Source organism: Mycobacterium sp. NGS34 (genome assembly GCF_059812845.1).
Genome location: NZ_JCALDM010000001.1, coordinates 253,173 through 266,127 on the forward strand (window position 1 = coordinate 253,173; position 12,955 = coordinate 266,127).

Consider the following 12,955-nt stretch of genomic DNA (forward strand, 5'->3'; position numbering starts at 1 on the left):
TTGGTTAATGTCCGGCCGTGGGTCTCGGTGGCGCGGAATTCGGGGGTAAGAGCCAGGGTGAACGCAGTGACGCCGAGCTGCTGGCGGCCCATGTGGCTGGCGACCGCTACGCCTTCGACGAGTTGTTCCACCGTCACCAACGTCAGCTGCACCGGCTGGCCCGGCTGACCACCCGCACCCGCGAGGACGCCGAGGACGCGCTGCAGGACGCGATGCTCTCGGCGCACCGCGGCGCGGGATCGTTCCGGCATGACGCCGCGGTCGGCAGCTGGCTGCACCGCATCGTGGTGAACGCGTGCCTGGACCGGCTGCGCCGCACCAAGGCCCACCCGACTGCCCCGCTCGAGGACGTCTATCCCGTCGCCGATCGCACCGCGCAGGTGGAGACGGCGATCGTGGTGCAGCGGGCCCTGATGCGCCTTCCCGTCGAGCAGCGGGCCGCGGTGGTGGCCGTCGACATGCAGGGCTACTCGGTCGCCGACACCGCCGCGCTGCTGGGCGTCGCCGAGGGCACGGTCAAGAGCCGGTGTTCCCGCGCCCGGGTGCGGCTCGCCGAACTGCTGGGCTACCTCAACGTCCGCGCCACGCCCGAGCGCCCCGCCGGTCAGGCGGGCTGCGCATGACGGACACTGGGGCGGATGGGTGAAACCGACGACGAAACCCCGGACGGTGCGGCCGACCCTCCCCTGACGGTCGAGCTCCTGGCCGATCTGCAGGCCGGTCTGCTCGACGACGATTCCGCGGCCCGCCTGCGCAGGCGGATCCGCGACGACCCGGAAGCGGAGAAAGTCCTGCGCGCCCTGAACCAGGTGCGCTGCGATGTCGCGACGTTCGGCGCCGATCCGGCGTCCGCGCCGGAGGTGCCCCCGGAGGTCACCGCCCGCATCTCGGCGGCGTTGAGCTCGGCCGATCAAACCGCCGCCGCACATTGGGCGCGGCCGCACCTGGGGCCGGCCAGGGTGGTCGCCGGTTTGGCCGGCGTGGGCGCGGTGCTGGCGGCGGTCGGGGTCGGCACGGTGGCGCTGATCAGCGCGCCGGAGCCCGCCCCGAGCGCCCCGGCCACCGCCCAGCACATCACGGTGTCGACACCGCCGATGACGATCCCGCTGTCCCAGGCCGAAATCCTCGGCCTGCTCAACCGCGGCCCGGACTACGGCCCGCTCGGCGATCCCGCGCGGCGCGCGTCCTGCCTGACCGGCCTCGGCTACCCGGCGTCCACGCAAGTGCTGGGGGCGCGCCCGGTCGACATCAACGCCCGCCCCGGCGTGCTGCTGGTATTGCCCGGCGACACGCCCGACAACCTGGCGGTCTTCGCGGTGGCGCTGAATTGCAGCGCCGCCGATACCGGGTTGCTGGCCAACACGCAGGTACCCAGGACCTAGTCTGGTGCCCAACTCCCGGGAACACCCGCGCCTACGCTGGCGTTCGTAGACGTAGCTTCCGCACCTGAAAGGCCCGAATGACTGCCGACAGCACCGCGCACGACACCGTCCACGACGTCATCGTCATCGGCTCGGGTCCCGCCGGGTACACCGCCGCGCTCTACACCGCCCGCGCGCAGCTGGCCCCCCTCGTTTTCGAGGGCACCTCGTTCGGTGGCGCCCTGATGACGACCACCGAGGTGGAGAACTACCCGGGCTTCCGCAACGGGATCACCGGCCCGGAGTTGATGGACGAGATGCGTGAGCAGGCGCTGCGGTTCGGCGCGGACCTGCGGATGGAAGACATCGAATCGGTATCGCTGGACGGACCCGTCAAGTCGGTCGTCACCTCCGACGGCGAAACCCACCGGGCCCGGGCCGTCATCTTGGCCATGGGCGCGGCCGCCCGCTACCTGCAGGTGCCCGGCGAACAGGAGTTGCTGGGACGCGGGGTGAGTTCCTGCGCCACCTGTGACGGCTTCTTCTTCCGCGACCAAGACATCGCCGTCATCGGCGGCGGCGACTCGGCGATGGAAGAGGCCATCTTCCTGACCCGCTTCGCCAGCAGCGTCACGCTGGTGCACCGGCGCGAGGAGTTCCGGGCGTCGAAGATCATGCTCGACCGCGCCCGCAACAACGACAAGATCAAGTTCGTCACCAACGCCGCCGTGACCGCGGTCGAGGGCGACACCACGGTGACCGGATTGCGGTTGCGCGACACCGTAACTGGCGAAGAATCCACCCTTGCGGTGACCGGCGTTTTCGTGGCGATCGGCCACGAGCCGCGCTCGGGGCTGGTGCGCGATCTCGTCGACCTCGATCCGGACGGCTACGTCCTTGTGCAAGGGCGCACCACCAGCACCTCGCTGGAGGGCGTGTTCGCGGCCGGCGACCTGGTGGACCGCACCTACCGGCAGGCGATCACCGCCGCGGGCAGCGGCTGCGCCGCGGCCATCGACGCCGAACGCTGGCTGGCCGAACACGAAGACGAGCCCGCAACCGGAAACGCTGAGGGTACCGACACATTGATTGGAGCACCACGATGACCGACGCCGAAAAGGCCGGCGCCACAATAGAAGTCTCCGACGCATCCTTCTCCTCGGAGGTGTTGTCGAGCAATAAGCCTGTGCTGGTTGACTTTTGGGCCACGTGGTGCGGACCATGCAAGATGGTCGCTCCGGTTCTGGAGGAGATCGCGAGCGAGCGCGGCGAGCAGCTCACGGTCGCCAAGCTCGACGTGGACGCCAACCCGGAGACGGCCCGGGATTTCCAGGTGGTTTCGATCCCCACCATGATCCTGTTCAAGGACGGCCAACCGGTGAAGCGGATCGTCGGCGCCAAGGGCAAGGCGGCGTTGCTGCGCGAGCTTTCCGACGCGGTTCCCAACCTCGCCTGACGGCCAACCAGTTCGTCGCACCACGCCCGGCGCTTAGCCTGGGGTTTTCCGAAAATTGAGAAGCATCTGCGACAATAGCGCTTAGCCGTTGCCCGAATTCAGCCTGTCAATTTGTCCCGGAGGGCCTTTGGTATGTCGAGTCCGCGCCGCGAATACGGCGAGGCGCTGCGCTGTGGTGACCGCAGCGCTGCCGTAACCGAAATCCGGGCGACGCTGGCTGCGCTAGGGCTCCTGGACAATCCCGAAGAAGACCTGACCACCGGCCGGCACGTGGCCGTGGAGGTCTTCGATGCCCAGCTCGATCAGGCGGTGCGTGCGTTCCAGCAGAATCGCGGGCTCCTGGTGGACGGCATCGTCGGCGAAGCCACCTACCGCGCGCTGAAGGAGGCCTCGTACCGGTTGGGCGCGCGCACGCTGTACCACCAATTCGGTGCACCGCTTTATGGGGACGACGTCGCGACCCTGCAGGCACGGCTCCAGGACCTCGGTTTCTACACCGGCCTGGTGGACGGGCACTTCGGCCTGCAGACCCACAACGCCTTGATGTCCTACCAGCGCGAATACGGACTCGCCGCCGACGGCATCTGCGGCCCGGAAACCTTGCGCTCCTTGTACTTTCTCAGCTCGCGGGTCAGCGGCGGCTCGCCGCACGCCATCCGCGAGGAAGAGCTGGTCCGCCGCTCCGGACCGAAACTGTCGGGCAAACGCATCATCATCGATCCGGGCCGCGGCGGCACGGACCACGGCGCCCTCATGCAGGGGCCAGCCGGGCCCGTCAGCGAAGCAGACGTGCTGTGGGACTTGGCAAGTCGGCTCGAGGGCCGGATGACCGCCATCGGCATGGAGACCTTTCTGTCGCGGCCGACCAACCGCAGCCCGTCGGACGCCGAACGAGCCGCTACCGCCAACAACGTCGGCGCCGACCTCATGATCAGCCTGCGCTGCGAATCGCAGACCAGCCCGTCGGCCAACGGCGTCGCCTCCTTTCACTTCGGCAATTCGCACGGTTCGGTCTCCACGATCGGACGTAACCTCGCCGACTTCATTCAGCGAGAAGTGGTGGCCCGCACCGGTTTACGGGATTGCCGCACACACGGCCGGACGTGGGATCTGTTGCGGCTGACCCGGATGCCCACCGTTCAGGTCGACGTCGGCTACATCACCAACACGCGCGACCGCGAGATGCTGATCTCCACACAGACCCGCGACGCCATCGCCGAGGGCATCCTCGCCGCGGTGAAGCGGCTGTACCTGCTCGGCAAGAACGACCGCCCCACCGGCACCTTCACCTTCGCCGAACTGCTGGCCCACGAATTGTCGGTGGAACGGGCATCGAGGCTGGGCGGCTCCTAACCGCTCTCGTTGATCTGCAACGTATTTCCCGCAACAGAAGAGCCCGCGCCCACGGGTTCTTCCAGTTGGGCGTTTGCCAGCAGGCGCTCCAGCGCCGCCTCGACCTCGGCCTTCCAGCCGAGTCCCTTGTCAAGCTCCAGCCGCAGCCGCGGGAAATACTTGTGTGGTGCCACGACAACGAATCCCACGTCTTTCAAGAATTCCGCGTCGATGATGCAGTGCTCCACCGAGCAGTCACCGAGCGCCTCCAGCACCGGCCGGACGTCGGGGTCCACCATCCGCGGATCCTGCAACTCGGACGCGGCCGGCGTGCGACCGAACGCTTCCAGCGCGCGAACACCGCGTCGGACCATCTCATCGACGACTTGGGCGATGAGGCCATGCGGCAGATCGTCGGCGGCTTGCCCCGGCTCGATGTTCATCGATGTCAGCAGCACGGCATCGGCGGACACCGGCGCGGTGGGAAACCGTTGCGCCCGCGGCACCGCCCGGGGAGGCGCGTAGAGGACATATCCCAGGCACGGCGGCTCGGCGTGGCTGCGCTCGTCGTCGGGGATCGCGGTCGCGACCTGTCCGCACGAACCCCACTCCAGCATCACCATCGACAACCACGCTTCCTTTTCGAATTCGGGGTCGGCGAGGTGGTCCTGGTTACCGAGGGTCGCGGGGTCGACCTCCCAGAAGACGCAGCGGCGCGCGTGCTTCGGAAGCTGCTCGAAAGCCTCGAGCCGAAGCGGCGTGATTCGAGCGGACACTAGCCTCCTGGCTTCCGTGCGGGCCCGCGGCCATTCAATTGTGGGCCGCCGGCAACCTCTCCAGGATAGGAGAGTTTGACCGCATCGGACCAGTGTTTGCCCCGCCACTTGCGCCGGCCCTGGATGACGGTCGACGAGTCGGGTCGGTGGCCCGGCGACGGGCGAAATACCTTGAGGCACATGGCAACTCCGCTGAGTTAGGGCGTGCGAGGCCGGCGATTTCGGGCTCCGGAGAGCCCTAGTGTCACAGTGACGTAATTACATCGTGTGGACGGTCATGCCTTGGGAGGGGTCATCACGTCCACGATCCGCTGGAGGTCCTCCACCGAGCCGAACTCGACGACGATCCGCCCCTTGCGTTTGCCGAGGCTGACCGTGACCCGGGTGTCGAAGGTGTTGGACAGCCGGTCAGCAACGTCCTGCAGGCCGGGCATCTGAATCGGCTTGCGGCGCTGCGGGGCCGGGGTGGCGCCGTCGCCACGGTTGGCCAGGGTGACCGCTTCCTCGGTGGCCCGCACCGACAGACCTTCGGCGACGATCCGGCCGGCGAGCTCCTCCTGGGCGTCCGGGCCGGCCTCGAGGGCCAGCAGCGCCCGGGCGTGGCCTGCGGACAGGACGCCCGCGGCGACCCGCCGCTGCACCGCAATCGGCAGCTTCAGCAACCGGATCATGTTGGTGATCAGGGGCCGCGACCGACCGATGCGGGACGCCAGCTCGTCGTGGGTGACGTCGAACTCATCGAGCAGCTGCTGGTATGCGGCCGCCTCCTCCAGGGGGTTCAGCTGTACCCGGTGGATGTTCTCGAGCAGGGCGTCGCGCAGCAGGTTGTCGTCGCCGGTCTCACGCACAATCGCGGGGATGGTGGCCAGCCCCGCCTCCTGGGCGGCGCGCCAGCGCCGCTCCCCCATCACGATCTGGTACCGCGCGCCGCCCGGCGCCCCGGTCACCGCGCGGACCACGATGGGCTGCAGCAGCCCGAACTCGCGGATGGAGTGGACCAGCTCCGACAACGCCTCCTCGTCGAACACCTGCCGGGGCTGGCGCGGGTTGCGCTCGATGTCTCCCGGCGCGATCTCGCGATAGACGGCACCCACCGAGGCGGCGTCCTGCGCCGGTCCGCCGATCAGCACGTCGGCCGCCGCATCCCCCATCCGGGGACCCAGCGTCGCCGGCCCCGAGTCGCCTTCCGCCGGGCCGGTGGGGATCAGCGAAGCCAGGCCGCGGCCGAGGCCGCCCTTCTTGCGTAACGGCTGCGTCATGGTCGTCCCTTCACGGATGGTGGTCAGTCGCGCTCGGCGAGTTCGCGGCTCGCATCGAGGTAGCTCATCGCCCCGCGGGAGCCGGGGTCGTAGTCGATGATCGTCATGCTGTAGCCGGGCGCCTCGGAAACCTTGACGCTGCGCGGAATCACGGTGCGTAACACCTTGTCTCCGAAGAACCGGCGGACCTCGTCGGCCACCTGGTCGGCCAGCTTGGTCCGCCCGTCGTACATCGTCAGGATCACGGTGGTCACCTCGAGCCGGGGATTGAGGTGGGCTTTGACCATCTCGATGTTGCGCATCAGCTGTGACACGCCCTCCAGTGCGTAGTACTCGCACTGGATCGGAATCATCACCTCGGGCGCGGCCACGAGCGCGTTGATCGTCAGCAGGCCGAGCGAGGGCGGGCAGTCGATGAAGACGTAGTCGAAGTCGAACTGGTCGAGCTCGGCCAGCGCGGTGCGGAGCCGGTTCTCGCGCGCCACCATGCTCACCAATTCGATCTCGGCACCGGCCAGATCGATCGTCGCCGGCACACAGAACAGCCGCGGGCTGTGCGGGCTCGGCCGTAGCGCGTCGCGCAGCGCCACCTCGCCGATGAGGACCTCGTACGAGGACGGGGTGCCCGCCTGACGGTCATGGATGCCCAGCGCGGTGCTCGCGTTGCCCTGGGGGTCGAGGTCGATGACGAGAGTCTTGAGGCCTTGCACGGCCAGCGCGGCGGCGAGGTTGACGGCGGTGGTCGTCTTGCCGACGCCGCCCTTCTGGTTGGCGACGGTGAACACCCGCCGATGGGTCGGGCGGCGCAGCGGCGCGTAGGTCGTGTGGAGCACCCGCATGGCGCGCTCGGCGGCGGCGCCGATGGGGGTGTCGTATTCGGTGGACGTTTCACGTGAAACATCGGCGGGAGCGGCCTCTCCCGCAACGACGGGCGCCGCGGGCTGCGCCTGCGCGACGGGCGGGGGTGGCGGGGGCCCGCCGGACCAATCGGGTGGAGAACTCACCGTGCCCCCCTGTCTGCCGGCCGTGCCGGCTTCTGGCGCGAAGGCCTTCCTCGTCGCGCTAAGACCACGGTTGCGGGCGGACACAAGTAGTTCACGCCACATGTCACCACCCTGACATCAACGGCACCCGATTCAGCCATCACACGCCGGTGCGCTTCCACTTCCTCGGGAGCGCGCTCCCCTTTGATCGCGACCATCCGCCCGTCCTGCCGCAGCAACGGCATGCTCCACTTCGCCAACTTGTCCAGCGCCGCAACCGCGCGCGACACGGCGGCGTCCCGAGAGCCGAATCGATCGCGCACCCAGGGGTCCTCCGCACGGCCACGCACCACCTCGACCGCCAACCCTAGTTCGGCAACGGCCTGGATGAGAAACTCACTGCGGCGCAGCATCGGCTCGAGCAGGACGACCTCGAGATCGGGCCGCGCGATCGCCAGCGGTATCCCCGGCAGCCCGGCCCCGCTGCCGATATCGATGACCCGCTCACCCGGATCGAGAAGCTCCCCGACCGCCGCACTATTTAGTAGGTGGCGGTCCCAGAGCCGGCCAACCTCCCGGGGTCCGAGGAGTCCGCGCTCCACGCCGGGGCCAGCGAGCAGCTCGGCGTAGCGCCGCGCCAGATCCATCCGGTGGCCGAAGACGGCGGACGCGGCATCGATCATCGACCCGACGGCCTCGGCGCCGCGGGCATGTTTCACGTGAAACGTTTCGCGGTCTTGTTTCACGTGAAACATCCTCGATCCTCTGCGGCCCGCCGGGAGCGTCCGTGAATTACACAGCTGTGACTCGTGCGTCAGTCGAGCAGGACGACAACGCGGCGCGACGGCTCCTGGCCCTCGCTCTCGCTGTGCACCCCAGGCACCGCGGCCACGGCGTCGTGGACGATCTTGCGCTCGAACGGCGTCATCGGGGAAAGCTCCTCGCGTTCGCCGGTGTTCAGCACGCGCCGCGCCACCTTGTCGCCCAGCGCGGCCAATTCCTCCCGGCGCCGGCGCCGCCAGCTCGCGATGTCAAGCATCAGCCGGCTGCGCACACCGGTCTTCTGGTGCACCGCGAGCCGGGTGAGCTCCTGCAGGGCGTCGAGCACCTCGCCGCCGCGGCCGACCAACTTGTTCAGGTCGTCGCTGCCGTCGATGCTCACCACCGCGCGGTCGCCCTCGACGTCCAGATCGATGTCGCCGTCGAAGTCCAACAGGTCCAACAGCTCTTCGAGGTAGTCACCGGCGATCTCACCCTCGGCGACCAACCGCTCCTCCTGGTCGTCGCCTTGGTCGGAACCGCGATCCTCCGCCGCCTCGTCGGCGGAAGGAGCTTTCACATCGAGTTCCGTGTCCACGTCGCGCTCGGTGGTGTCGGCGTCTGTCATGTCGTTCCCTCTCCCTCATACGGGTCCCTCTGCAGTCGGGTCACTCGCCCGGGGGACCCCCTAAAAGCCGTGGCGCCGCGTCAGCGCTTTCGTTTCTTCGGCCGCGCCCCGGGCCGCGGGGTGCGGTTGGTCGGACCATTGGCGCGGCCCGGCGCGTTCGGTTTGTCTGGTTGCACCGTTGCGGCTTTAGCCCCGGCGGCGCCGTTATCCGATCGATCGGAATCCGAGTCCGAACCGGAATCATCGCCGTCGTCGCCGGCCCCGGCCGACGAACCATTGCCGCCCGGCGCAGCCTTGGCATTGCGCTTGGGCTTGGCGCCCGGCACCGGCGCGTTGGCCGCTCGGCGCTGAACGGCCTCCTGCCGCTTGGCCTCTTCCTCTTTCTCGATCATCCCGAACACGTAGTGCTGCTGTCCGAACGTCCAGATGTTGTTGGAGAACCAGTACAGGATGATCGCGAGCGGAAGGAACGGACCACCGACGACGACGCCGAGCGGAAACACGTACAGCGCAAGCTTATTCATCATCGCGGTCTGCGGATTGGCCGCCGCCTCCGCGCTCTGCCGGGCCACCGACGCCCGGCTGTTGAAGTAGGTCGCGACGCCGGCCAGGATCATCACGGGCGCACCGACGGCGATCACCGCGGGTCGGCTGAAATGCGTGAAGGCGTCCAACCCGGCGTGCTGGGTCATGAAGGCGCCGATCGGGGCGCCGAACAGGTTCGCGTCGAGGAAGTGCCCGACGTCGGCCGGGGTGAAGACGTAGTTGCCGGTCGCCCGGTTTTGGGCCACCGACATGTGCGGTTGGCCGAAGCCGCCCGTCGTCCGGTTGAAGGACCGCAGCACGTGATACAGCCCGAGGAACACCGGGATCTGGGCGAGCATCGGCAGGCAGCCCAAGATCGGATTGAAGCCGTGCTCGCGTTGCAGCTTCTGCATCTCGAGCGCCATGCGCTGGCGGTCCTTGCCATACTTCTTTTGCAGCGCCTTGATCTGTGGCTGCAGCTCCTGCATCTGCCGGGTGGTCCGGATCTGGCGCACGAACGGCTTGTACAAGATCGCGCGCAGGGTGAAGACAAGGAACATCACCGACAGTGCCCAGGCGAAGAAATTCGACGGCCCCAGTGCGGCCGCGAACAACTTGTACCAAGCCCACATGATCCACGACACCGGGTAGTAGAAGACGTCGAGGCTGAAGAAATCAAACGACAAAAGACTCACTCTCCCGTTGCTGCGGCGCGGGGGGCCCCGCTTGTCTGGGGCCGGCGCCTTCGAAGCTCGCCCGGCATTCGTGCCGATCCGGTATCGGATCCCATCCTCCCCGATGCCACGGTCCACATCGGGCCAGCCGGGTCGCGGACAACCAGCTCCCCCGAATCAACCCGTACTCGGCGAGGGCGTCGACGGCGTACTGGCTACAGGTGGGTACGAAGCGGCACGTCGCCGGACGGAGCGGTGACACCATGTGCCGGTACAGCTGGATCAAGAAAATCAGTCCGCGCGCGGTCGCCCGCCCCGCCCCGCCGATGACGGCGCGCGCCCTCGCCGCAGCCGTCATCGGTCGGTTCCTGCCGACTCGAACGCGCGTCGCAGACAGCGGCGCAGCTGCTGCTCGAGCCGCGCCGACGACGCCAGCCGGCTGTTTGGCAGCGCCCGGATCACCACGCGATCGGATGGGTGGAGGTCGCCGACCATGGTCCGGGCGGCATGCCGCAGCCGACGCGCAACCCGATGACGCTCGACGGCCGATCCGACCGGTTTGGCGATGATCAAACCCACGCGGGGACCGGTGCCGTCCTCGGGATCCCGTCGGACATGCACGACGACGTCGGGCTGCGCCGAGCGCACCCCGTACTTCACCGCGGCGTCAAACTCCGTTGAGCGCCTCATGCGGTTGCGTGCGGAAAGCACCGCCAAAACCTGGCGTTGCGATCAGGCAGTTAGCGCGCGACGGCCCTTGCGGCGCCGGCCGGAGACGATAGCCCGACCGGCGCGGGTGCGCATCCGCAGCCGGAAGCCGTGCACGCGGGCTCGGCGCCGGTTATTCGGCTGGAATGTCCGCTTGCCCTTGGCCACGGCGTTCTCCTCGTAATTCGAACCTTCCGGCCGCTCGCGCCATTCGTCCGCGGGTCGATCGGAGGTGGGTCTTGCTACTGGCCGGCGCGGTCCCCGGTCTCGAATCTGGGTCGCAGCCGTATCGCCGACTTTCGGGCGACTGTTTGAGGGTACTGACGTGCCTTCGCTGGGTCAAACTTGGTCTGCCGCAACGCACCAAACTCACACATCCGCGAAAACCGAAGTTCTCGGCGCCCTCGCTGCGGCACCATGGAAGTTCGAGCGACAAGCAGGCCCAGAACACCCTAGAGAAGCCGATTGGAATGCAACAGAACTGTTGGCAGCCGAACGGAAAACTGTTAACTTCGGGCAATGCCGTTTCAGAGTGGAACGGCGCTCGACGACAAAGCGAGGATGGCGGATCGAGTAGCTGTCTAGGCGACCGGCCGGGGTCGCCATCAGCACGGAGATCGCGGGCCGTCGCCGGTAGGCTGCGGCTCGTCTACGATCATCCTGTCCACACCTGTGGATAACCATGTGGACAGCTGCTTCGTCGTTAAGCGTGGTTGCCCCTCGACCCGGGATCTGCGAGAGCCAGGGAGATTACGTCGTTGACCGATGACCCCGGTTCAGGATTCACAACAGTTTGGAACGCGGTCGTCTCCGAGCTCAACGGCGAGTCCGCCTCGGACGGCCTGGCCGCCAATCGCACCGCACTCGCCACCCCATTGACCCCCCAGCAAAGGGCATGGCTGAATCTCGTCCGGCCGCTGACGATCGTCGAGGGATTTGCTCTGTTGTCGGTGCCGAGCAGCTTCGTGCAAAACGAGATCGAACGCCACCTGCGCGCCCCAATCACCGACGCGCTCAGCCGCCGGCTCGGCCAACAGATCCAACTCGGCGTCCGCATCGCCCCACCCCCGGAGGACACCGACGCGAGTGCGTTCACCAACGGCGATGCCTTTCCACCCGTCTCGGAGACTTCGGCCCTCGACCAGGCCGACGATGCCGACTTGGACACGTCGATCGACACCGACGAGACGGACGACAACGGTGACGTCCCCGGCGGCGCCGAACAGAGCTGGCCCAACTACTTCACCGAACGCCCACACGCGGCCGACCCGGCCGTCGCCGGCGGCACCAGCCTGAACCGGCGCTACACCTTCGACACCTTCGTCATCGGCGCGTCCAACCGGTTCGCCCACGCCGCGGCCCTCGCCATCGCCGAAGCCCCCGCCCGCGCTTACAACCCGCTCTTCATCTGGGGCGAGTCCGGCCTGGGCAAGACCCACCTTTTGCACGCCGCCGGTAATTACGCCCAACGGTTGTTTCCCGGCATGCGGGTGAAGTACGTCTCGACCGAGGAATTCACCAACGACTTCATCAACTCGCTGCGCGACGACCGCAAAGTCGCGTTCAAACGCAGCTACCGCGACGTCGACGTGCTGCTCGTCGACGACATCCAGTTCATCGAGGGCAAAGAAGGTATCCAGGAAGAGTTCTTCCACACCTTCAACACGCTGCACAACGCCAACAAGCAGATCGTCATCTCATCCGACCGGCCACCCAAACAACTCGCCACGCTGGAGGACCGGCTGCGGACCCGGTTCGAGTGGGGACTGATCACCGACGTGCAGCCCCCCGAGCTGGAGACCCGCATCGCCATTCTGCGCAAGAAGGCACAGATGGAACGGCTGGCGGTGCCCGATGACGTGCTCGAGCTGATCGCCAGCAGCATCGAACGCAACATCCGCGAGCTCGAAGGGGCTCTGATCCGGGTGACCGCATTCGCCTCGTTGAACAAGACTCCGATCGACAAGGCGCTGGCCGAGATCGTGCTTCGCGACCTCATCGCCGACGCGAGCACCATGCAAATCAGCGCGGCCACCATCATGGCCGCCACCGCCGAGTACTTCGACACCACCGTCGAGGAGCTGCGCGGCCCGGGCAAGACTCGGGCGCTGGCGCAGTCACGACAAATTGCGATGTACCTGTGCCGTGAGCTGACCGACCTGTCGCTGCCCAAGATCGGTCAGGCATTCGGCCGTGATCACACCACGGTCATGTACGCGCAGCGAAAGATCTTGTCCGAGATGGCCGAGCGCCGTGAGGTCTTCGATCACGTCAAGGAGCTCACCACCCGCATCCGGCAGCGGTCCAAGCGCTGATTTCGGCGCCTCGAGACCACCCGGCCAAAGTTTTTTTCAAAAAACTTCTCGCTCCCCTGTCACAGCTGTCACTCCAGGGCGTTGTGGGCAGCGCTGTGCACAAGCCCGTCAAACATCGGTGCAGCAATGGGGTTTCCGTACACATCCGTCGCCCATCCCCATCCGCCCAACAAGCTCCC

15 protein-coding genes are annotated in these 12,955 nt (G+C 67.5%); 6 read left to right on the forward strand and 9 right to left on the reverse strand.

Translation table 11 applies throughout. The annotated features are described in order from the left end of the window. Nucleotides 1–17 precede the first annotated feature (17 nt). From sigM to AC5Y7V_RS01270, 5 genes are all read left to right on the forward strand, one after another. Nucleotides 18–623 carry an RNA polymerase sigma factor SigM gene (gene sigM, locus AC5Y7V_RS01250; protein WP_499878239.1) on the forward strand — a complete coding sequence of 202 codons (606 nt, stop codon included), beginning with the start codon at nucleotides 18–20 and terminating at the stop codon, nucleotides 621–623. Nucleotides 624–638: 15 nt separating this feature from the next. Beyond that, a complete protein-coding gene (locus tag AC5Y7V_RS01255) occupies nucleotides 639–1,382 on the forward strand; it encodes an RsmA family anti-sigma factor (RefSeq protein WP_499878240.1) in 744 nt (247 codons plus the stop codon). A 77-nt stretch (nucleotides 1,383–1,459) separates the two neighbouring features. Then, the gene (gene trxB, locus AC5Y7V_RS01260) at nucleotides 1,460–2,467 is read left to right on the forward strand and encodes a thioredoxin-disulfide reductase (RefSeq protein ID WP_499878241.1); all 1,008 of its coding nucleotides are present in this window, start codon (nucleotides 1,460–1,462) and stop codon (nucleotides 2,465–2,467) included. Further along, entirely contained in the window at nucleotides 2,464–2,817 is a 354-nt protein-coding gene (gene trxA / locus AC5Y7V_RS01265) for a thioredoxin (RefSeq protein ID WP_499878242.1), read from the forward strand. Before trxB ends, trxA begins: the two co-directional genes overlap by 4 nt. 132 nt (nucleotides 2,818–2,949) lie before the next feature. Beyond that, entirely contained in the window at nucleotides 2,950–4,170 is a 1,221-nt protein-coding gene (locus tag AC5Y7V_RS01270) for an N-acetylmuramoyl-L-alanine amidase (RefSeq protein WP_499878243.1), read from the forward strand. Here the strand turns inward: AC5Y7V_RS01270 and AC5Y7V_RS01275 are convergent. The 9 genes from AC5Y7V_RS01275 to rpmH all read right to left on the reverse strand — a co-directional run bounded on the left by AC5Y7V_RS01275 (nucleotide 4,167) and on the right by rpmH (nucleotide 10,629). Continuing rightward, on the reverse strand, nucleotides 4,167–4,925 hold the full coding sequence (locus AC5Y7V_RS01275) for an acetyltransferase (protein ID WP_499878244.1): 759 nt from the start codon (nucleotides 4,923–4,925) through the stop codon (nucleotides 4,167–4,169). The genes AC5Y7V_RS01270 and AC5Y7V_RS01275 overlap by 4 nt on opposite strands. A gap of 275 nt (nucleotides 4,926–5,200) precedes the next feature. After that, nucleotides 5,201–6,184 carry a ParB/RepB/Spo0J family partition protein gene (locus AC5Y7V_RS01280; protein ID WP_499878245.1) on the reverse strand — a complete coding sequence of 328 codons (984 nt, stop codon included), beginning with the start codon at nucleotides 6,182–6,184 and terminating at the stop codon, nucleotides 5,201–5,203. A 23-nt stretch (nucleotides 6,185–6,207) separates the two neighbouring features. Then, nucleotides 6,208–7,290 carry a ParA family protein gene (locus AC5Y7V_RS01285; protein ID WP_499878246.1) on the reverse strand — a complete coding sequence of 361 codons (1,083 nt, stop codon included), beginning with the start codon at nucleotides 7,288–7,290 and terminating at the stop codon, nucleotides 6,208–6,210. Then, nucleotides 7,185–7,850: a 16S rRNA (guanine(527)-N(7))-methyltransferase RsmG gene (gene rsmG / locus AC5Y7V_RS01290; RefSeq protein WP_499878889.1), complete on the reverse strand. Its 666-nt coding sequence runs from the start codon at nucleotides 7,848–7,850 to the stop codon at nucleotides 7,185–7,187. The genes AC5Y7V_RS01285 and rsmG overlap by 106 nt, the downstream gene beginning before the upstream one ends. A gap of 131 nt (nucleotides 7,851–7,981) precedes the next feature. Beyond that, complete coding sequence (locus AC5Y7V_RS01295) at nucleotides 7,982–8,554, reverse strand: Jag family protein (protein ID WP_499878247.1); 573 nt, start codon at nucleotides 8,552–8,554, stop codon at nucleotides 7,982–7,984. A gap of 80 nt (nucleotides 8,555–8,634) precedes the next feature. After that, entirely contained in the window at nucleotides 8,635–9,774 is a 1,140-nt protein-coding gene (yidC, locus tag AC5Y7V_RS01300) for a membrane protein insertase YidC (protein WP_499878248.1), read from the reverse strand. Continuing rightward, the gene (gene yidD, locus AC5Y7V_RS01305; protein WP_499878249.1) at nucleotides 9,755–10,111 is read right to left on the reverse strand and encodes a membrane protein insertion efficiency factor YidD; all 357 of its coding nucleotides are present in this window, start codon (nucleotides 10,109–10,111) and stop codon (nucleotides 9,755–9,757) included. Before yidD ends, yidC begins: the two co-directional genes overlap by 20 nt. Beyond that, entirely contained in the window at nucleotides 10,108–10,464 is a 357-nt protein-coding gene (gene rnpA / locus AC5Y7V_RS01310) for a ribonuclease P protein component (protein ID WP_499878250.1), read from the reverse strand. Before rnpA ends, yidD begins: the two co-directional genes overlap by 4 nt. A gap of 21 nt (nucleotides 10,465–10,485) precedes the next feature. Further along, nucleotides 10,486–10,629, reverse strand: a complete 144-nt coding sequence (gene rpmH, locus AC5Y7V_RS01315; RefSeq protein ID WP_068111553.1) for a 50S ribosomal protein L34 — start codon at nucleotides 10,627–10,629, stop codon at nucleotides 10,486–10,488. Nucleotides 10,630–11,219: 590 nt separating this feature from the next. Here rpmH and dnaA point away from each other — a divergent pair. Continuing rightward, a complete protein-coding gene (gene dnaA / locus AC5Y7V_RS01320; RefSeq protein WP_499878251.1) occupies nucleotides 11,220–12,776 on the forward strand; it encodes a chromosomal replication initiator protein DnaA in 1,557 nt (518 codons plus the stop codon). Nucleotides 12,777–12,955 lie beyond the last annotated feature (179 nt).

Coding starts and splice junctions, on each gene's coding strand:
- yidD (WP_499878249.1), bottom strand. CDS start 10,111: ATGACGGCTGCGGCGAGGGCGCGCGCCGTCATCGGCGGGGCGGGGCGG.
- AC5Y7V_RS01280 (WP_499878245.1), bottom strand. CDS start 6,184: ATGACGCAGCCGTTACGCAAGAAGGGCGGCCTCGGCCGCGGCCTGGCT.
- AC5Y7V_RS01285 (WP_499878246.1), bottom strand. CDS start 7,290: ATGTGGCGTGAACTACTTGTGTCCGCCCGCAACCGTGGTCTTAGCGCG.
- AC5Y7V_RS01255 (WP_499878240.1), top strand. CDS start 639: ATGGGTGAAACCGACGACGAAACCCCGGACGGTGCGGCCGACCCTCCC.
- rsmG (WP_499878889.1), bottom strand. CDS start 7,850: ATGATCGATGCCGCGTCCGCCGTCTTCGGCCACCGGATGGATCTGGCG.
- AC5Y7V_RS01295 (WP_499878247.1), bottom strand. CDS start 8,554: ATGACAGACGCCGACACCACCGAGCGCGACGTGGACACGGAACTCGAT.
- trxB (WP_499878241.1), top strand. CDS start 1,460: ATGACTGCCGACAGCACCGCGCACGACACCGTCCACGACGTCATCGTC.
- AC5Y7V_RS01270 (WP_499878243.1), top strand. CDS start 2,950: ATGTCGAGTCCGCGCCGCGAATACGGCGAGGCGCTGCGCTGTGGTGAC.
- trxA (WP_499878242.1), top strand. CDS start 2,464: ATGACCGACGCCGAAAAGGCCGGCGCCACAATAGAAGTCTCCGACGCA.